The sequence below is a fragment of the Kitasatospora sp. NPDC059827 genome (genome assembly GCF_042731675.1).
Classification (GTDB): domain Bacteria; phylum Actinomycetota; class Actinomycetes; order Streptomycetales; family Streptomycetaceae; genus Kitasatospora.
On the sequence record NZ_JBHWIV010000003.1, the window covers coordinates 14,554 to 32,418 of the forward strand.

General features: G+C 70.7%; 20 protein-coding genes and 1 pseudogene. 9 read left to right on the plus strand and 12 right to left on the minus strand.

Features of this window, described 5'->3' with window-relative positions; genetic code table 11:
* The first annotated feature begins 1 nt into the window (after position 1).
* A complete protein-coding gene (locus ACFV8H_RS02360; RefSeq protein ID WP_030308030.1) occupies positions 2-289 on the plus strand; it encodes an RNA polymerase-binding protein RbpA in 288 nt (95 codons plus the stop codon).
* Between the two features lie 126 nt (positions 290-415).
* Here ACFV8H_RS02360 and pgl read toward each other — a convergent pair whose 3' ends face one another.
* The 5 genes from pgl to tkt form a co-directional block, all read right to left on the minus strand.
* On the minus strand, positions 416-1,204 hold the full coding sequence (pgl, locus tag ACFV8H_RS02365; protein WP_375888375.1) for a 6-phosphogluconolactonase: 789 nt from the start codon (positions 1,202-1,204) through the stop codon (positions 416-418).
* Entirely contained in the window at positions 1,201-2,289 is a 1,089-nt protein-coding gene (gene opcA, locus ACFV8H_RS02370; protein WP_380396171.1) for a glucose-6-phosphate dehydrogenase assembly protein OpcA, read from the minus strand. The genes pgl and opcA overlap by 4 nt, the downstream gene beginning before the upstream one ends.
* Positions 2,286-3,842, minus strand: a complete 1,557-nt coding sequence (gene zwf, locus ACFV8H_RS02375; protein WP_375888493.1) for a glucose-6-phosphate dehydrogenase — start codon at positions 3,840-3,842, stop codon at positions 2,286-2,288. The genes opcA and zwf overlap by 4 nt, the downstream gene beginning before the upstream one ends.
* Positions 3,843-3,906: 64 nt before the next feature.
* Positions 3,907-5,049, minus strand: a complete 1,143-nt coding sequence (tal, locus tag ACFV8H_RS02380; RefSeq protein ID WP_380396172.1) for a transaldolase — start codon at positions 5,047-5,049, stop codon at positions 3,907-3,909.
* A 93-nt stretch (positions 5,050-5,142) separates the two neighbouring features.
* Positions 5,143-7,242, minus strand: a complete 2,100-nt coding sequence (tkt, locus tag ACFV8H_RS02385; RefSeq protein WP_380396173.1) for a transketolase — start codon at positions 7,240-7,242, stop codon at positions 5,143-5,145.
* 463 nt (positions 7,243-7,705) lie between these two features.
* Between tkt and ACFV8H_RS02390 the strand changes: the two genes are divergently transcribed.
* Entirely contained in the window at positions 7,706-8,653 is a 948-nt protein-coding gene (locus ACFV8H_RS02390) for a heme o synthase (RefSeq protein ID WP_380396174.1), read from the plus strand.
* Between the two features lie 66 nt (positions 8,654-8,719).
* Here the strand turns inward: ACFV8H_RS02390 and ACFV8H_RS02395 are convergent, their stop codons facing one another.
* Positions 8,720-9,361 carry a DUF2461 domain-containing protein gene (locus ACFV8H_RS02395; RefSeq protein ID WP_380396175.1) on the minus strand — a complete coding sequence of 214 codons (642 nt, stop codon included), beginning with the start codon at positions 9,359-9,361 and terminating at the stop codon, positions 8,720-8,722.
* Between the two features lie 72 nt (positions 9,362-9,433).
* Here ACFV8H_RS02395 and ACFV8H_RS02400 point away from each other — a divergent pair, with 72 nt between their 5' ends.
* On the plus strand, positions 9,434-9,766 hold the full coding sequence (locus tag ACFV8H_RS02400) for a hypothetical protein (protein ID WP_380396176.1): 333 nt from the start codon (positions 9,434-9,436) through the stop codon (positions 9,764-9,766).
* Positions 9,767-9,850: 84 nt separating this feature from the next.
* Here ACFV8H_RS02400 and ACFV8H_RS02405 read toward each other — a convergent pair whose 3' ends face one another.
* The 5 genes from ACFV8H_RS02405 to ACFV8H_RS02425 all read right to left on the minus strand — a co-directional run bounded on the left by ACFV8H_RS02405 (position 9,851) and on the right by ACFV8H_RS02425 (position 12,303).
* Positions 9,851-10,153, minus strand: a complete 303-nt coding sequence (locus ACFV8H_RS02405; protein WP_380396177.1) for a hypothetical protein — start codon at positions 10,151-10,153, stop codon at positions 9,851-9,853.
* A gap of 66 nt (positions 10,154-10,219) precedes the next feature.
* Positions 10,220-11,419 (minus strand): methyltransferase domain-containing protein, encoded by a 1,200-nt coding sequence (locus ACFV8H_RS02410; protein ID WP_380396178.1) that lies wholly within the window; start codon positions 11,417-11,419, stop codon positions 10,220-10,222.
* Positions 11,416-11,550 (minus strand): hypothetical protein, encoded by a 135-nt coding sequence (locus ACFV8H_RS02415; RefSeq protein WP_380396179.1) that lies wholly within the window; start codon positions 11,548-11,550, stop codon positions 11,416-11,418. The genes ACFV8H_RS02410 and ACFV8H_RS02415 overlap by 4 nt, the downstream gene beginning before the upstream one ends.
* Before the next feature lie 82 nt (positions 11,551-11,632).
* Positions 11,633-11,794, minus strand: a complete 162-nt coding sequence (locus tag ACFV8H_RS02420; protein WP_380396180.1) for a hypothetical protein — start codon at positions 11,792-11,794, stop codon at positions 11,633-11,635.
* Positions 11,791-12,303: an ATP-binding protein gene (locus ACFV8H_RS02425; protein ID WP_380396181.1), complete on the minus strand. Its 513-nt coding sequence runs from the start codon at positions 12,301-12,303 to the stop codon at positions 11,791-11,793. Before ACFV8H_RS02425 ends, ACFV8H_RS02420 begins: the two co-directional genes overlap by 4 nt.
* Positions 12,304-12,430: 127 nt before the next feature.
* On the opposite strand from ACFV8H_RS02425, the gene ACFV8H_RS02430 reads away from it, so the two are divergent.
* The 5 genes and pseudogenes from ACFV8H_RS02430 (at position 12,431) to ACFV8H_RS02450 (ending at position 15,027) form a co-directional block, all read left to right on the plus strand.
* Positions 12,431-13,243 (plus strand): Scr1 family TA system antitoxin-like transcriptional regulator, encoded by an 813-nt coding sequence (locus ACFV8H_RS02430; protein ID WP_380396182.1) that lies wholly within the window; start codon positions 12,431-12,433, stop codon positions 13,241-13,243.
* 17 nt (positions 13,244-13,260) lie between these two features.
* Entirely contained in the window at positions 13,261-13,473 is a 213-nt protein-coding gene (locus tag ACFV8H_RS02435) for a DUF397 domain-containing protein (protein WP_380396183.1), read from the plus strand.
* A pseudogene (locus ACFV8H_RS02440) lies at positions 13,474-14,004 on the plus strand (flavoprotein); the annotation flags it as partial.
* On the plus strand, positions 13,976-14,608 hold the full coding sequence (locus ACFV8H_RS02445; protein ID WP_380396184.1) for a GNAT family N-acetyltransferase: 633 nt from the start codon (positions 13,976-13,978) through the stop codon (positions 14,606-14,608). The pseudogene ACFV8H_RS02440 and the gene ACFV8H_RS02445, both read left to right, overlap by 29 nt.
* Positions 14,605-15,027 carry an NUDIX hydrolase gene (locus tag ACFV8H_RS02450; protein WP_375888413.1) on the plus strand — a complete coding sequence of 141 codons (423 nt, stop codon included), beginning with the start codon at positions 14,605-14,607 and terminating at the stop codon, positions 15,025-15,027. The genes ACFV8H_RS02445 and ACFV8H_RS02450 overlap by 4 nt, the downstream gene beginning before the upstream one ends.
* A 50-nt stretch (positions 15,028-15,077) precedes the next feature.
* Here ACFV8H_RS02450 and ACFV8H_RS02455 read toward each other — a convergent pair whose 3' ends face one another.
* Positions 15,078-16,058: a heme A synthase gene (locus ACFV8H_RS02455; protein WP_380396185.1), complete on the minus strand. Its 981-nt coding sequence runs from the start codon at positions 16,056-16,058 to the stop codon at positions 15,078-15,080.
* Between the two features lie 185 nt (positions 16,059-16,243).
* Between ACFV8H_RS02455 and ACFV8H_RS02460 the strand changes: the two genes are divergently transcribed.
* Complete coding sequence (locus ACFV8H_RS02460) at positions 16,244-17,599, plus strand: choice-of-anchor A family protein (protein WP_380396186.1); 1,356 nt, start codon at positions 16,244-16,246, stop codon at positions 17,597-17,599.
* Positions 17,600-17,865: the final 266 nt, after the last annotated feature.

A 17,865-nucleotide genomic window follows, 5' to 3' on the forward strand; every position in this document is an offset into this window, starting at 1 on the left:
GATGGGGGAGGCGGAGCGCGGCGAGTCCGCTCCGCGCAACAGGATCTCCTTCTGGTGCGCCAACAAGCACGAGACGCGCCCCAGCTTCGCCGCCGAGGCCGTCATCCCGGACACCTGGGACTGCCCGCGCTGCGGCTTCCCGGCCGGGCAGGACGAGCACAACCCGCCGGCGCCCTCGCGCAACGAGCCGTACAAGACCCACCTCGCCTACGTCCGGGAGCGGCGCACCGACGCCGACGGCGAGGCGATCCTCGCCGAGGCGCTGGCCAAGCTGCGCGGCGAGATCTGAGGAGCTGACGACAAAGGGCGCCACCCGTCGAGTGACGGGGGCGCCCTTCGGCGTTCCTGCTGTTCCGGCGTTGCCTTGCCGTCCCGGTCGCTGCGGCTGCTGCGGCTGTTACGGCTGCTGCGGTTGTTACGCCGAGGCCGGCGGGTACAGCTGCGGCGGGATCCGTTCGGCGGCGGCGCGGTCCAGCAGCCACAGGGTGCGGCTGCGGCCGTACGCGCCAGAGGCGGGCGCCTGGAGCTCGCCGGGGCCGGACAGGGCCAGCGCGACCGCGCCCGCCTTGTCCTCGCCGGCGGCCAGCAGCCAGACCTCGCGGGCCGCCCGGATCGCCGGGAGGGTGAGCGAGACCCGGGTCGGCGGGGGCTTGGGGGCCCCGCGCACGCCGATCACGGTCAGCTCGGTCTCCCGCACGCCCGGGTGCTCCGGGAAGAGCGAGGCGACGTGGGTGTCCGGGCCGACGCCGAGCAGCAGCACGTCGAAGGCCGGGACGCCGAGCCGGTCGCCCGGTCCGGCGGCCTTGGCCAGCTCCTCCGCGTAGCGGGCGGCGGCCGCCTCCACGTCCGAGCCGTCCACCCCGTCCGAGGCGGGCATCTCGTGCACCCGCGCCGGGTCGAGCGGGACGGCGTCCAGCAGCTCGGCGCGGGCCTGGACGGCGTTGCGGTCCGGGTCGGCGGCGGGGACGAAGCGCTCGTCGCCCCACCACAGGTCCAGCCGGCCCCAGTCGACCGCGTCGCGCGCCGGGGAGGCGGCGATCGCGGCCAGCAGGGCGTTGCCGTTGCGGCCGCCGGTGAGCACCACCGAGGCGGTGCCGCGGGCGGCCTGGGCGTCCACGATCCGGGTGATCAGTCGGGCCGCGGCCGCCTGGGCCATCAGCTCCTTGTCCCGGTGGACGACCAGCTGCGGGGTCGCGGCCGTCATGCGCTGCCCTTGGCGGCGCGCTTGCCCGCGGCCTTCTTCGCGGCGGGCTTGTCCGCGTCGGCGGTCACCCGGGCCGGGTTGGCCACCGCGGCGTCGGCGGCCGCGGCCGCCGCGTCGGCGACGGGCTCGGCCGCGGCCACCGGGGCGGTCTGCTCCGAGGGCTCGCGCAGCCGCTCGACGGACGTGCGCACGGCCGACGAGTAGATGTCGTCCGGGTCCAGCCGGCGCAGCTCCTCGGCGATCAGCTCCGAGGTCTCGCGCCGCTTGAGCGCCACCTGGCGGTCCGGCGAACCGGGCATGGAGAGCGTGCCCATCAGGCCGTCCGGACGGTCCAGGGTGATGTCCCCGTCCTTGGTGCGCAGGTGCACCGCGGTGATGCCGGGGCCGCCGGTGACGACCCGCTCGACCGGCACATTCAGCCGGTTGAGCAGCCACAGGCCGAGCAGCTCGACGCTGGGGTTGTAGGACTCGCCCTCGACCACCACCGAGTTGACGGCGGCCGGCCGCTGGTCCAGCGCGGCGGCCAGCATCGAGCGCCAGCCGGTGATCCGGGTCCAGGCCAGGTCGGTGTCGCCCGGGGTGTAGCTCTGGGCCCGCTGGGCGAGCTGGCCGACCGGGGACTCGGCGGTGACGGCGTCGGTGATCCGGCGCTGGGCGAGCGCGCCCAGCGGGTCCTGCGCCGGGTGCTGCGGCGCGTTGTCCGGCCACCAGACCACGGTCGGGGCGTCCGGCAGCAGCAGCGGCAGGACCACCGACTGGGCGTGCGAGGCGAGTTCGCCGTGCATGCGCAGGATGACCGTTTCTCCGGAGCCGGCGTCCGAGCCGACCAGGATCTCGGCGTCCAGCCGGGTCTCGGCGCGGGCCCGGGGCGAGCGGCCGGCGCGCTTGATCACCGCGAGGGTGCGCATCGGGTGCTCGCGGGAGGCCTCGTTGGCGGCCTTGAGGGCGTCGTAGGCGCTGCCCTCGTCGGTCACGATGACCAGGGTGAGCACCATGCCGGCGGCGGTGGAGCCGCTGGTCCGGCGCGCCTCCATCAGCGCGGCGTTGATCTTGCTGGACGTCGTGTTGGTGAGGTCGATCTTCATGGCCGCCGCCAGCTCCTGCCGTCTCGTGCGAGCATCTCGTCCGCCTCGGTGGGGCCCCAGGTGCCCGCCGCGTACTGGGCGGGCTTGCCGTGGGCGTCCCAGTACTTCTCGATCGGGTCGAGGATCTGCCAGGAGAGCTCGACCTCCTGGTGGCGCGGGAACAGGTTGGCGTCGCCGAGCAGCACGTCGAGGATGAGCCGCTCGTACGCCTCCGGGCTGGACTCGGTGAAGGACTCGCCGTAGGCGAAGTCCATCGTGACGTCCCGGACCTCGAAGGAGGTGCCCGGTACCTTGGAGCCGAACCGCACCGTCACGCCCTCGTCCGGCTGGACCCGGATGACCAGGGCGTTCTGCCCCAGCTCCTCGGTCGCGTAGGAGTCGAACGGCAGGTACGGGGCGCGCTGGAAGACCACCGCGATCTCGGTGACCCGGCGGCCCAGCCGCTTGCCGGTGCGCAGGTAGAACGGGACGCCCGCCCAGCGGCGGTTGTTGATCTCCAGCTTGATGGCCGCGTAGGTGTCGGTCTTGGAGTCCGGGTTGATGCCGTCCTCGTCCAGGTAGCCGACCACCTCCTCGCCGCCCTGCCAGCCGGCCGCGTACTGGCCGCGCACGGTGTGCCGGCCGAGGTCGGCCGGGAGCTTGACGGCGCTGAGCACCTTGAGCTTCTCGGCCACCAGCGCCTTCGGGTGGAAGGACGCCGGCTCCTCGATGGCGGTGAGCGCCATCAGCTGGAGCAGGTGGTTCTGGATGACGTCACGGGCGGAGCCGATGCCGTCGTAGTAGCCGGCCCGGCCGCCGATGCCGATGTCCTCGGCCATGGTGATCTGCACGTGGTCGACGTACGACCGGTTCCAGATCGGCTCGAACATCTGGTTGGCGAAGCGCAGCGCCAGGATGTTCTGGACCGTCTCCTTGCCCAGGTAGTGGTCGATCCGGAAGACCTCGTCGCGCGGGAAGACCTCGTGGACGACCTTGTTGAGCTCCTGGGCGCTCTCCAGGTCGTGGCCGAAGGGCTTCTCGATGACGGCGCGGCGCCAGGAGCCCTGCGGCGGGTCGGCCAGGCCGTGCTTCTTGAGCTGCTGGACGACCGTGGGGAAGAACTTCGGCGGGACGGACAGGTAGAAGGCGAAGTTGCCGCCGGTGCCCTGGGCCTTGTCCAGCTCCTCGATGGTCTCGCGGAGCTTGTCGAAGGCCTCGTCGTCGTCGAAGGTGCCCTGGACGAAGCGCATGCCCTTGGCGAGCTGCTGCCAGACCTCCTCCCGGAACTGGGTCCGGGCGTGCTCCTTGACCGCGTCGTGGACCTCCTTGGCGAAGTCCTCGTCCTCCCACTCGCGGCGGGCGAAGCCCACCAGGGAGAAGCCCGGCGGCAGCAGACCCCGGTTGGCCAGGTCGTAGATGGCCGGCATCAGCTTCTTGCGGGACAGGTCGCCGGTGACCCCGAAGATGACCAGGCCGGACGGCCCCGCGATGCGCGGGAGCCGCCGGTCGGAGGGGTCACGAAGCGGGTTGACGGGGGCGGCCGGGAGGTCGTCCGCGTCCGATTCCGACGTCAACTCGGGGAAATCAGTGCTCACTTGGTGTGCTCCGCTTTCGTGCGCTGGCTGTGTGAGCGGGGGTTCACTTCTCGTTGGCGAACGCGGCCAGCGAGGCGGTGACGGTGTCGAGCAGCTCCTGCCAGGACTGCTCGAACTTCTGCACGCCCTCGTCCTCCAGCACCTGGACGACGTCGTCGTAGTCCACGCCGGCGGCCGCGATGGCGTCCAGGACGGCCTTGGCGTCGGCGTAGTTGGGGACGATGGTGTTGCCGGTGACCACACCGTGGTCGCCGGTGGCGTCCAGGGTGGCCTCGGGCATGGTGTTGACGGTGCCCGGGGCGACCAGCTCGGTGACGTACAGGGTGTCCGGCAGGGCCGGGTCCTTGACGCCGGTCGAGGCCCACAGCGGGCGCTGCGGCTTGGCGCCCGCGTCCTCCAGGGCCTTCCAGCGGGCGCTGCCGGCGGTCCTGCCGTCGACCGAGCCGAAGACCTCCTCGTACGCCTGGTAGGCGAGGCGGGCGTTGGCCAGCGCGGCCTTGGAGCGCAGGTCCTTGGCGTCGCCGCCGATCTTGTCCAGGCGCTTGTCGATCTCGGTGTCCACGCGGGACACGAAGAAGGAGGCCACCGACTCGATCTGGGAGAGGTCCAGGCCCTTGGCCTTGGCGGCCTCCAGGCCGGTCAGGTAGGCGTCGATGACGGCCTTGTATCGCTCCAGCGAGAAGATCAGCGTGACGTTGACGCTGATGCCCAGGCCGATGACCGCGGCGATGGCCGGCAGGCCGGCCTTGGTGGCGGGGATCTTGATCAGGACGTTCGGGCGGTCGACCAGCCACCACAGCTGCTTGGCCTCGGCCACGGTCGGGGCGGTCTCGTGCGCCAGACGCGGGTCGACCTCGATGGAGACCCGGCCGTCACGGCCGTTGGAGGCGTCGTAGACCGGGCGCAGCACGTCCGCGGCGTCGCGCACGTCCGAGGTGGTGATCATGCGGATCGCCTCGTCGGTGGTGACCCCGCGGACGGCGAGGTCGCGCAGCTGGCCGTCGTAGGAGCTGTCGCCGCTGCCGGCGATGGCCTTCTGGAAGATGGTCGGGTTGGTGGTGACACCCACCACGTGCTTGTTCTGCACCAGCTCGGCCAGGTTGCCGGAGTTCAGCCGCGCGCGGCTGAGGTCGTCCAGCCAGATCGCAACGCCTTCGTCGCTGAGGCGCTTCAGTGCGTCAGTCATGGTGCTTCAGTCCTTCGTCTTCTTCTGCTTCGTGGGGTAGTCAGAGGGGCCGGGCCGTCGACGTGCGGGTCTCGGGCCCGGCCGCGGGAACTGCTAGCGGTTGACGGCTTCGAGGGAGCGCAGGGCGTTGTGCGCCTCGGCGACGACGCGCTCGGAGGTCAGGCCGAACTCCTCGAACAGCACCTGGTAGTCGGCGGAGGCACCGAAGTGCTCCAGCGAGACGATCCGGCCGTGGTCGCCGACCAGCTCGCGCCAGCCCTGGGCGATGCCGGCCTCGACCGAGACACGGGCCTTGACCGACGGCGGCAGCACGCTGTCGCGGTAGGCCTGGTCCTGCTCCTGGAACCACTCGAAGGACGGGACCGAGACCACGCGGGTCGCGATGCCCTCGGCCTCCAGGACCTCGCGGGCCCGGACGGCCAGCTGGACCTCGGAGCCGGTGCCCAGCAGGATCACCTGCGGGTCGCCGTTGCCGGCCTCGGCCAGCACGTAGGCGCCCTTGGCGGTGCCCTCGGCGGAGGCGAAGACCTCGCGGTCGAAGGTCGGGACGTTCTGGCGGGTGAGCGCGAGGCCGACCGGGCCGGGGTGGCTGGTCTGGCGCTCGATCACGGTGCGCCAGGCGACGGCCGTCTCGTTGGCGTCGGCCGGGCGGACCATGGCCAGGCCCGGGATGGCGCGCAGCGAGGCCATGTGCTCCACCGGCTGGTGGGTCGGGCCGTCCTCGCCGAGGCCGATCGAGTCGTGCGTCCAGACGTAGGTGACCGGCAGCTTCATCAGCGCGGCCAGGCGCACGGCCGGGCGCATGTAGTCGGCGAAGACCAGGAAGGTGCCGCCGTACACGCGGGTCTTGCCGTGCAGGGCGATGCCGTTCATGGTCGAGCCCATGGCGTGCTCGCGGATGCCGAAGTGGATCGTCCGGCCGTACGGGCTCGCCGACTTCAGCGGGTTGCCCTCGGGGAGGAAGGAGCTGTCCTCGTCGATGGTGGTGAGGTTGGACTCCGCGAGGTCGGCCGAGCCGCCCCACAGCTCCGGGATCACCGCGCCGAGCGCCTTGAGGGTCTCGCCGGAGGCCTTGCGGGTGGCGACGTCCTTGCCGGCGGGGAAGGAGGGGACGGCCTTCTTCCAGCCCTCGGGCAGCTCGCCGGCCTGGATGCGGTCGAACTCGGCGGCCCGGTGGGCGTTCGCGGCGCGCCAGGCGTCGAAGCCCTGCTGCCACTGGTCGCGGGCGGCCTTGCCGCGCTTGATGACCTGACGGGCGTGCTCGATGACCTGGTCGCTGACCTCGAAGGTCTTCTCCGGGTCGAAGCCCAGGACCTTCTTGGTGGCGGCGATCTCGGCGGCACCGAGCGCGGAGCCGTGCGCCTTGGCGGTGTTCTGGGCGTCCGGGGCCGGCCAGGCGATGATCGTGCGCATCGCGATCAGCGACGGGCGGGAGGTCTCGGCCTTGGCGGCGGCCAGCGCACCGGCGAGGGCCTCGACGTCGATGTCGCCGTTGGCCTTCGGGGTGACCCGCTGGACGTCCCAGCCGTACGCCTCGTAGCGCTTGAGGACGTCCTCGGAGAAGGCGGTCTCGGTGTCGCCCTCGATCGAGATGTGGTTGTCGTCGTACAGGGCGACCAGGTTGCCCAGCTTCTGGTGGCCGGCCAGCGAGGAGGCCTCGGCCGAGATGCCCTCCTCCAGGTCGCCGTCGGAGACGATGGCCCAGACGGTGTGGTCGAAGGGGGACTCGCCGGCCGCCGCCTCCGGGTCGAACAGGCCGCGCTCGTAACGGGCGGCCATCGCCATGCCGACCGCGTTGGCGATGCCCTGGCCGAGCGGTCCGGTGGTGGTCTCCACGCCCGCGGTGTGGCCGTGCTCCGGGTGGCCCGGGGTGCGGCTGCCGGCCACGCGGAAGGCCTTGAGGTCGTCCAGCTCCAGGCCGTAGCCCGAGAAGTACAGCTGGGTGTAGAGCGTCAGGCTGGTGTGCCCGGGGGAGAGGACGAAGCGGTCGCGGCCGACCCAGGCCGGGTCGGTCGGGTCGTGGCGCAGGAAGCGCTGGAAGATCAGGTAGGCCGCGGGGGCCAGCGACATGGCCGTCCCGGGGTGCCCGTTACCGACCTTCTGGACAGCGTCCATCGCCAGGACCCGCGCCGTGTCAACCGTGCGCTCGTCCAGGTCGCTCCACTCGAATGCGTTCTTCGGCGCAGTGCTCACCCTGTCTCAGGGCTCCTTCCATTGTGAAGAGTGACCCCGTGAATGGGGACCGGGTCGGCCACGGCGCTGTGGTCCCGACTGTGGATGGTGCCGGTCACGGAGGGTAGATCCCGCTTCTGCGTGCGAGCCTACCGTCCGGGCCGGGGCTCACCCTCCGTGCCGGGACAACCGGGATTTCCGCATGGTGATTCCCACTAGGGCGTTCTGATCCCTTTCGTCCCAGGCTCTCCCGATTCGGCTGGGCGCGCCGCCCGGGTGGTCAAGGCGGGTTGCGGGGACGCGGCGGAGGCGCTTCGTGGCTTCACCCAGTCGGTCGACCCGGGGGAGGGCCGTCCGCCCCGCCGGGGGACCCCGGAGCCGGTTGGGATGTATGGAGCGTCTATGGTGTCGTGGTACGCGCAGAGCGGACGATTCGGGACCCTTCGTTCCTGTGGACGCCTGCGAAGTTTCATCTTCAGTTGGGGTGTTAGTGACCGCCGTCGAAACCCGTCCCGCCGGGGTCACCGGGGCGACTCCTGCGCACCGGCCCATCGGGGCCCGTGTCGGCGCCTTCGTCGCACTGACCAAGCCGCGGATCATCGAGCTGCTGCTGATGAGCACCGTGCCGGTGATGTTCCTGGCCCAACAGGGCGTGCCGAACATGCTGCTGGTGCTCAAGGTCGTGGTCGGCGGCTACCTGTCGGCGGGCGGCGCCAACGCCCTCAACATGTACATCGACCGCGACATCGACGCGCTGATGACCCGCACCGAGCGGCGGCCGATCGTCACCGGGATGGTGTCCCCGCGCGAGGCGCTGGTCTTCGGCATCGCGCTCGGTGTCCTCTCCACCCTGATGCTCGGCTTCGGGGTCAACTGGCTCTCCGCCGGACTCGCGCTCGGTGCGCTGCTGTTCTACGTGTTCGTCTACACGCTGGGGCTCAAGCGGCGCACCTCGCAGAACATCGTCTGGGGCGGAATCGCCGGCTGCATGCCGGTGCTGATCGGCTGGTCCTCGGTGACCGACTCGGTGTCCTGGGCGGCGGTCGCGCTGTTCCTGGTGGTCTTCTTCTGGACCCCGCCGCACACCTGGGTGCTGTCGATGAAGGTGCGCGACGACTACGAGCGGGCCGGCGTGCCGATGCTCCCGGTCGTCAAGGGCAACGTGGCGGTCGGCAAGCAGGTCGTCGCCTACTCCTGGGTGATGGTCGCGGTCTCGCTGGCGGTCTGGCCGCTCGGGCACATGAGCTGGCTGTACCCCGTCGCCGCGGTGCTGCTCGGCGGGTTCTGGCTGCGCGAGGCGCACGCGCTGTACGGGCGGGCCAAGGCCGGGATCGTGGGCGCGAAGCTCAAGGAGATGCGGCTGTTCCACTGGTCGATCACCTACCTGTCGCTGCTGTTCGTGGTGTGCGCGATCGACCCGTTCGTGAAGTAACGCTGGTCTGACATCGAAGAGCCCCGGTCCTGGTGGACCGGGGCTCTTCGCGTTGTCTTCGTGTTGTCACCGGGCCAGTAGCTCGGAGGGGCCGACGTGGTCGTCCAGCCAGTCCTTGAGCGGCTGGGAGGCTTGGAGGAAGGCGGTGATCCGGGTGTGGGCGGTGCGGGTGCCGAGCCACTTCGCGGGCGGCCACTCCTGCCAGGCGACCAGTCCCTTGTGGCGGAGCAGCTCGATCCGCGGGTGGTCCTTGGGGAAGCCGCGCGGGGCGGTCTTGAGGGAGTCCCGGCCGAACACCTGGGGGCCGTCCTTCTCCACCGCGGCGATCACCCGCTCCAGCTCGGCGCCGCTGACGTCCTCGGCGACGGCGGCGCGGTAGCGGTCCAGCTGGTCCGGCGCGAGCTGGTACATCCCGTTGCCGCAGGCCAGGCCGTCGGCGGAGAGCTGGATGTAGCCACCGGCCTCCAGGTGCGCGCCGATGTGCGTCTTGTACGGGGACTTGTCGGCGCTGAACCGGACGTCGCGGTTGGGGCGGAAGATCTTCCCCGGCCCGAACTCCGGCTCCAGCTCGGCGAGCAGCAGCTCCATCGGGGCCCGTACGGCTTCGTCGTACTGCGCCTTGTGGGCCTGCCAGAAGGTCTTGGAGTTGTCGGCCTCGAGGTGCTCGTAGAAGTCCAGCGCCTCGGCCGGCCAGCCTTTGAACGTCATGTTCCGAGTATGTGGCCCGGTGCACAGGGCGCTCCCGTCGCCAGCGCCTCTACCGGTGGGTAGCATGCGGGCATGAGCAGCGCAGAGACCGCCACCGCCGCCACGCCGGACGCCCGCACCGAGCGCCGCGCCAAGCGCATCGCCAAGCACCTGACCAGCTTCGCCCAGCAGCACGGCGGCAGCGCCGACGCGGTCGTCGAGTACGTCGGCGGCGTGGCCACCCGCATCGTCGTGGTCGGCGCCGACGGCGCCTGGGGCGACCAGGTCGCCCCCACCTACGCCGTCGGCCGCCGCGCCGCGGAGCTGGCCGGGCTCACCCTGCACGAGAACTTCGAGGGCGAGCTGGGCCTCAAGGTCAAGACCGGCCCGTACGAGTGGAAGCGCATGGCGGGCATCCAGATCTGACCCCGCAGGCCAGCGCGGACGCGAACGGCCCGGTTCCCCGAGTGGGGGAGCCGGGCCGTCGCCGTCTCGGCCGGAGGAAACGGATCACAGCGGGATGACCCGACGCAGCCGGACGATGTCGGCCATGGTGACGGTGGGCAGGGTGCCGGCGAGGGCGGCGGCGATGATGCGGTCCTGCTCGGGGTCGGCATCCATCTCCGCCTCGCACCACCAGCGGTTCAGGACCTGCTCGACCCGGTCGATCGGGGCCTGCCCTAGCTCGCGGTAGAAGGCCATGCGGCGGGCGCCGGTGAGAGCCCCGGCGATGCCGTCCGGGGTGCGTGGCACACGCGGCGGCGACTCCGGGTGGTGTGCGGGCTGGACGCTCATCCGATCCTCCTGCTGCACGACACCACCGTATCGGTTGTCGCCTCTGCTGTGGCCGCTGTTGTTCCGGGCTCGCGATCGCCCTGGTCACAGCGCCTTCTGGTCGAGCGCTTGGACGGGGTTGCTGGGGCGGTCGAGCCAGGGCCACTGGGTGTTCGCGGTGACGGTGAGGCCGAAGCGGTCCGGTGAGGGGCGGTCGTGCTGCTCCCACCAGTGGTGGGCGGCTTCGACCTCGTCCCAGAGGCGGCGGGGGCCGTGCTGCCAGACGGTGAAGTGATCGCTTTGGCCGTTGGCGTGGTCGACGGCGGCCCAGGAACGGGCGTCGGTGGTCGCGATCCAGAGCCGGGCGGCGACGCCGTCGACGCCCGGCTCGTCCTCCCAGGCGGTCCACACGTCGCCCAGGCGGAGGCCGAGGGCGAAGCGGGCCTCCCAGTGGTCGCCCGTGATGTTCCACGGTGGCAGCGTGGTGACGGATTCCTTCGGTACGTGGTCGTCCCGGACGACATCACGGAAGATCCGCAGGTCCTGCCGCTGGTTGCGCATCAGCATGAACGCTGAGTGCGGGCTGAAACGGCCCTCGGCCCGGTCGTGGCCGACGGTGAGCTTGAGCAGGCCCCAGCAGAGCAAGGGGTTGTCCCAGGGGGTGAGGATGATGCCGCCCGGGCGGGTCTGCTCGATCCAGGCCCAGGGCACGCGGCGGACCGAACAGGTGGAGATGATCCGGTCGTACGGGTGCCGGCGGGGCCAGCCCTGGGCGCCGTCCCCGCAGACGAGGTCCACGTCCAGACCGGCAGCGTTCAGGGCGGCCCAGGCTTGCTCGGAGACCTCGGGGTCGATCTCGATCGAGGTGACGTGCCCGGGGCCGAGGCGGTGGGCCAGCAGGGCGGCGTTCCAACCGGTGCCGGTGCCGACCTCCAGGACGTTCATGCCGGGCCGGACGTCGAGGTCGCGGAGCATGCGGACGACGATCGAGGGGGCCGAGGCGGAGGAGGAGGGCCAGGCATCGGCCGGATCGGCCGATGCCTGGCCGTCGTTGACCTGGGTGACGACGGGCGCGTCGGCGTAGGCCGCCTCGAACCAGCGTTGGTGGTCGGTCGAGAGGGCGCAGGGCTCGTAGCCGCCCTGGTCGTCCTCCAGCCAGATCCGCTCGGGGAGGAAACGGTGGCGAGGGATCGCGGCGATCGCATCCTTCCACTCGCGGGGGACCGGGCCGTCGAGCGCTTCGCCGACGGCCCGGAGCAGGCCGCGCACGGCGGCCTGCTCCGGTCGATGCACGGGGTCCGTCACTTGTCGCCCTCGTCCTTCTTGTGCTTCGGGTCGGGCGCCGGGCGCTGACCGTCGGGGGACGGCTTGCTCGTGCCGGGGTCCTTCTTGCCCCCGTGCTTGCCGCCGCTGGGCTTGTCGGTTCCCCAACCCATGGGTCCTCCTTGAGTGTTGATGCGTGTTGATGCGATTTGGTGAGCCCGGCCGCGCCGCCGGGGCGGCGGCGCGGCCGGGAGTTCAGTGGGCGCGGTTGATCAGGATCAGGGCCGCGGTGATGACGTGCAGGCCGGCGGCGGCGGACACCCCGTAGGCGGCCCAGACCCGGGCGGGGGCGGGGAGGGGCGGGGGCGGCGGCGCATCGTCGGAGTCGGAACTCGGCTCGGGAGGTTGCGAGTTCACCGGGGGTTCGGCGTGGGCGTCGCGAGGTCGGCGTGGACGACCTTGCCGAAGGGGAGGGGCGTGACGCCCCAGTGGCCGTTGGTCAGTTGGTGGACCATCGCCAGACCCCGGCCGGACGTGGCCTCGGGCCCGGCCTGGACCATCACGGGCATCGACCGGGAACCGTCACCGACGAGGATGCGGACGGTCCGGTCGGTGGGGCGGCGGAGACCGACGAGCAGGTGGGTCCGGCAGCAGGTCTCGACGGAGTTGGTGACGAACTCGCTGACGATGACGACGGCGTCGTCCACCAGCTCGTCCAGCTCCCATTCCCGCAGCTTCGCATGCACGAAGCGCCGGGCAGCGCCCACCGATTCGGGCCGGTACGGCAGGCAGATGATCGCCGGTGCGCTGGCGTCGGCCGGGGTCGGCTGAGCGGTCGGCGGCGAACTGGCCCTGAGGTCGGCCTGGTTGGGCCGGAGTGCGGCCTCGAATCCGAAGGGCTTTGGACGTGTCTGTCCTGAAGGCATGAGGAGCTCCGGAGGTTGCTCGGCGCAATCGGCACATCACCTGGTGTAGTCATGGTGGCGCGATTCCCCTTACGATTGCCAGGTCTCAACCTTCGCTGTTCTGCCAGGTCACAGAGGGGGAGCGGCAGTGGAATCGACCGAGCATGACGAGTCGTCATCTCTTGCCATCAGGTTCGGTAACGAGATCCGCAGGTTGCGAAGGGCGAGGGGCTGGTCGCAGGTCCACCTCGGCAAGCTGATGGGCTACTCGCACGGCATGGTCTCGTACGTCGAACGAGGGAAGAAGCCCGCCACTCTTAAATTCGCGGTGAAAGCCGATGAGGTGTTCGAAACCGGCGGCACCTTCGTCGAGTTGTGGCGAATCTGCTCCCGCGCCTCCCTGCTGGAGGGGTTCCCCGAGTACGCGCTCGACGAGGCCCGTGCCACCGAGATCCGACACTTCGAGATGGGCATCGTGCCCGGATTGCTCCAAACACCGGACTACGCCGAGGCGTTCGCCTCGGCCGCCGTCCGGCGAGGCAGCATCGACGACAAGCAGGCGCTGGAACGGCTGGACTTCCTCGCCACCCGCCAGCGGCTGATCGACCGGCACCCGGCTCCTCGGCTCCACTTCGTCCTGGACGAAGGGGCGTTGCGGCGGACCGTCGGAGGGGAGGAGGTCATGGCGAGGCAGTTGGAACACCTCCAAGTCCTCGCCGCCCGACCGAACATCACGATCCAGGTCGCTCCGTTCTCGCTCGCGGAAGAACTGCCGTTCACCATGATGGTCACGCTGCTGACCGTGCCGGGTCGAACACTCCTGGCATACTCGGAGTGCCAGCTGCGCGGCTTCCTCGCACGGGACAACGCGACTGCTCGCGCCTGGGAGCGGGATTTCCACCAGCTCCAGGTGGAAGCGCTGCCGAAGGCCACGTCGCTGGAGATGATCCGCAGTTCGTGAGGCGTGAGAGGAACATCATGATTCCCCCTGTAGACCTGTCCGACGCCGCGTGGTTCAAGTCCAGTCACAGCAACAACGGTGGGTCCTGCGTCGAGGTCGCCCCGAACGTCTCCGGTCTGGTTCCCGTCCGTGACTCCAAGGACCCGCAGGGCCCTGCGCTCGTGTTCCCGGCGGGGACCTGGAGTTCGTTCGTCGCCGGTGTCCAGGCCGGCGAGTTCGGCGAGGTCTGAGTGACCGAGAGCCGCAAGCGGTTCCTCTATGTCGTCGTCTGCGCTTCGGGAATCGCCGACGGCGTGGGCGGACTGATCACCGCCGCTCACGACGAGGGGTGGGAGGTCGGGGTGATCGCGACTCCCAACGCGCTCGATGGCTTCCTGGACCAGGAAGCCATCGAGGCCCAGACCGGCTATCCGATCCGCTCGGCCTGGCGCACACCCGGCAGTTCCCGGCCGCTGCCAGGGGCCGATGCCATCGCGGTCGTCTCCGCCACCTTCAACACGATCAACAAGTGGGCCCTCGGAATCACCGACACACTCGCGCTGGGCATCCTCTGCGAGGCGTACGGGCTCGGCATTCCCGTCGCCGTCCAGCCCTACGTCAACTCGGCCTTGGCCGCTCACCCGGCCTACTCGGAGAGCCTGTCCCGGCTGCGGTCGATGGGTGTCCTGATCGGCGACGCCGTGCCGCACAAACCCAAGTCCGGCGGGGCGCGCGACGAGTACAACTGGGCCCATGTGCTCGACCTGCTCAGGCCTGCTCTCGAAGCGTTTCCGAACGGACTACGTGACGTTCGTGGGCAGGGGCGGCGTGACGGTGGCGGTTCGGCTGTTGGACGGCGAGCAGGCGGCCGAGCTGGAGGGCCAGTTGAAGGAGGTGTTCGCGGAGGCGTTCGCGGAGCCCCCTTACGGCGAGGGGCCGACCGATGTGGAGCGGGCGTTTCGCCGGTTCCGCTCGCAGGCGCGGCGGCGGGGGTTTCGGGCGGCGATCGCCTTCGACGGTGACACCGTTGTGGGCATGGCGTACGGCTACCCGCTGTCGGTGAACACCGGATGGTGGGGCACCCTGATCGATCCCGTGCCCGAGGATCTCCGGCGTGAGGATGGAAAGCGCACGTTCGGGCTCTTCGAGTTGGCGGTTCGACCCGGGTGGCGCCGCCAGGGTGTCGCCACCCGCATGCATCGCGTCCTCATCGAGGGCATCGACAATGCCCGGGTGATGCTGAACTCCCGAGCAGAGGCGACTGCGGCCCAGGCGTCATACCGAGCGTGGGGCTACAGGCGCGTCGGGTCGGCGATCCCTTGGGAGGGCGCGGCCCGGCATGACGTGATGGTCCTCGAACTGACCCGCCCGGCGGCGCGAACATGACGACACTCCACTCTGTTTCCGTTGCGGGGGTGGTGGTGCGGGAGGACGGGCGGGTGTTGGCGATCCGGCGGGCTGACAACGGGGCGTGGGAGCCGCCGGGTGGCGTGCTGGAGTTGGATGAGGGCATCGAGGACGGAGTGTGCCGGGAGGTCTACGAGGAGACCGGGATCCATGCTGGTGTGGAGCGGCTGACCGGGGTCTACAAGAACCTGCGGCGAGGGGTTGTCGCGCTCGTCTTTCGCTGTCGGCCTGAGGGCGGAGAAGTGCAGCTCTCGGATGAATCGATTGAAGTCGGCTGGCTCACGGCGGACGAGGTATCCGAGCGCATGGCAGAGGCCTATGCCGTGCGTGTCCTGGACGCGCTTCGAGAGGATTCGGCACCGAGCATCCGTACGCACGATGGACGGCGGCTGTTGTGACACAGCGACGGCCCCCATCCGAACTCGGATGGGGGCCGTCGCGACGGTGCTCAGACTGTGGCGGGCTGGGGGGTCTGCGTGGGCAACTGGTCGGCGACCGCCTCGGCCTCGCGGGTGCGGAGGGCGAGGGGGATGCGGAGGGCGGCGATCCACGTCAGGCTCGCGCCCAACATGTGCAGGCCGACCATGAGTTCAGGGGCATCCGTGAAGTACTGGATGAAGCCGAGGACGCCCTGGAGGAGCAGGACGATCAGCAGTTCCCTGGTGCGGGCCTTGGCTGCGGGCGGGGCCTTCACGGCTGCGAAGACGAAGATCATCGCGATGGTGAGGCCGACCGAGACGAAGGCGAAGTCGGCGTGGAACTGGGCCAGCCTGTCGTAGTCGATCGGGATGCGGGGGACGATCTTGTTGTCCTGCGGGGTGCCCGGGTGGTGGCCCGCGCCGGTAACCAGGGTGCCCGCCGCGACCAGGAGGCCAACTACGGTGACCAGGACGTAGGAGAGCTGGTGGATGGGACGGGCTACCGCGAGCTTGGGGGCGCCGTCTCCTTCGTTGCTGCGCTCCCACATCAGCAGGGCGACCCAGACCAGCGCCATCGCGGCGATCATGTGCAGCGCCACCGTGTACGGGTTGAGGCCCGTCAGCACCGTGATGCCGCCGAGGACCGCGTTGCTCATCACGATCCAGAACTGGGCCCAGCCGAGCTTGGTCATGCTGCGCCGCCACGGCCGGTGGCAGCGCGCCGCCAGGATCGCCCAGCCGACCGCCGCGCTCAGCACGTACGTCAGCATCCGGTTGGTGAACTCGACGATGCCGTGGAAGCCCATCTCCGCGGTGGGCGTCAGGCTCTCGGCGGTGCAGCGGGGCCACGTCGTACAGCCGAGGCCGGAGGCGGTGAGCCGGACGGCGCCGCCGGTGACGACGATCACCACGCTCATCACCAGCGCGGCGAACGTGGCGCGCCGGACCATCGCGGCGGAGGGCTGCCAGCGCTCGGCGAGCAGGGAGAAGGGGTTCAGCACGCGCTCCATCGTAGGCGGCCTTACGGGCGATCTTGGGGCGGGGCGCGGGGTGCGGCCGCCGGTGATCAAACCGGACTGTTCGGACAAGGCGGTCAGTGGTCTTGACCATTCACCCGTTTGGCCGAAAGAGTGCGGATTGGTCCATACCTTTTTCGGGCCTCTCCCACTCCTCCCGCACAAGCGGAGACCCGCACATGCGCATATCCACCTCCGCCGCCGCGCTCGCGGTCGGCGGCTCGCTCGCCCTGGCCGGACTGATCGCCCCGGCCGCCCAGGCCGTCGGCACCACCGGCGCCACCGGCACCGACCAGGAGTGCCGCAGCCTCGGGGTCGCCAACCTCTACGGCGAGTTCATCGAGGGCGACGACACCCACACCCCCGACGCCGAGGGCGCCGTCGCCGTCGGCGGCAACGCGAACTTCACCGGCGGCTTCTCCGTCGGCCAGGAGCTCACCGCCGCCGAGGTCGACGCTCTGCCCGGCAAGAACGCGCTGGTCGTCGCGGGCAAGATCACCGGCCACAACACCCAGGTGATGAAGGGCAACGGCGTCTACGGCTCGAAGGCCGACGGTGCCGTGGTCGAGGCCCACCAGGGCAAGATCACCCAGGGCGCCTCGCCGATCGACTTCAAGGCCGAGTTCGCCAAGCTGCGCGCCGCCTCCACCGCGCTGGCCGCCGTGCCGCAGACCGCCGGGGCGACCGTCCAGGCCGACGGCGGCAAGCTGACCTTCACCGGCGGCGACGCCAAGTACAACAGCTTCACCGTCGACGCCGGGAAGCTCCAGGGCGCCAAGGGCGTCTACGTGAAGGTCCCGGTCGGCGCGGTGGCCGTCATCAACGTGACCGGCGGCTCGTACGACATGGCCGCGGCCGGGACCAGTGGCTTCTTCCTCTGGGACGCCGGAAAGTCGGACTTCGTGCTGGACGACAAGCTGCAGAGCGCGTCGAACGGGGCCATCCGCTCCAAGCTGCTCTGGAACTTCCCGACCGCGACCAAGGTGACCAAGAAGGGCGACGCCGCCTGGGCCGGCTCCGTGCTGGCACCGAACGCGGCCGTCTCGCTGAACACCCCGGGTGTCAACGGCCAGCCGCCGTCCGGCGGTGCGCCGATCAACGGCTCGGTGATCGCGGCCTCGCTGACCGGTACCTCCGGCGCGGAGACCCACCACTTCCCCTTCACCGGCTGCCTGCCCGGCACCACCGTGCCGACCACCCCGGCCACGCCGCCGGTCACCCCGCCGGTGACACCGTCCGGCACGCCGACCACTCCGGTGACGCCGAGCGCCTCGACCGGCCCGTCCGGCTCCCCGAGCACCCCGGTGACCGGCAAGCCGAGCCCGAGCGGCTCGGCCAGTCCGTCCGCCTCCTCCTCGGCGGCCGTGCCGGGCGGTGCTTCGGCCAGCCCGTCCGCGTCCGCGAACGAGGGCGGCAACCTGGCGCACACCGGCTCCGGCCCCGTTCTGCCGCTGGCCATCGGCGGCGCCGTCGTCCTGGCGGCCGGTGGCGGGATCGTGGTCGCGGCCCGGCGCAAGGCCGCGAAGCGGGCCTGAGAGGTCCGAAAGGCCTGAGTGTTCCGACTGTTCGTCGACGTGTCGACAGGGCGCCCCCGGTGATTGAACCTGATCACCGGGGGCGCCGTTGTTCTGAAAGTGACCAAGTTCATTCAAGTGTGCCGAATTCGCGTTCTGCGAGGTGGCGGCTGTGATGGGCTGGTCGAGCACATCCAAGAACGCACGGACAGACGAAATCCGGTCGTACGGCGGGGTGTGGCGAGGTGCGGAAGTGCCGGTAGAGTCCCCCGGACATGTCGTAGTGG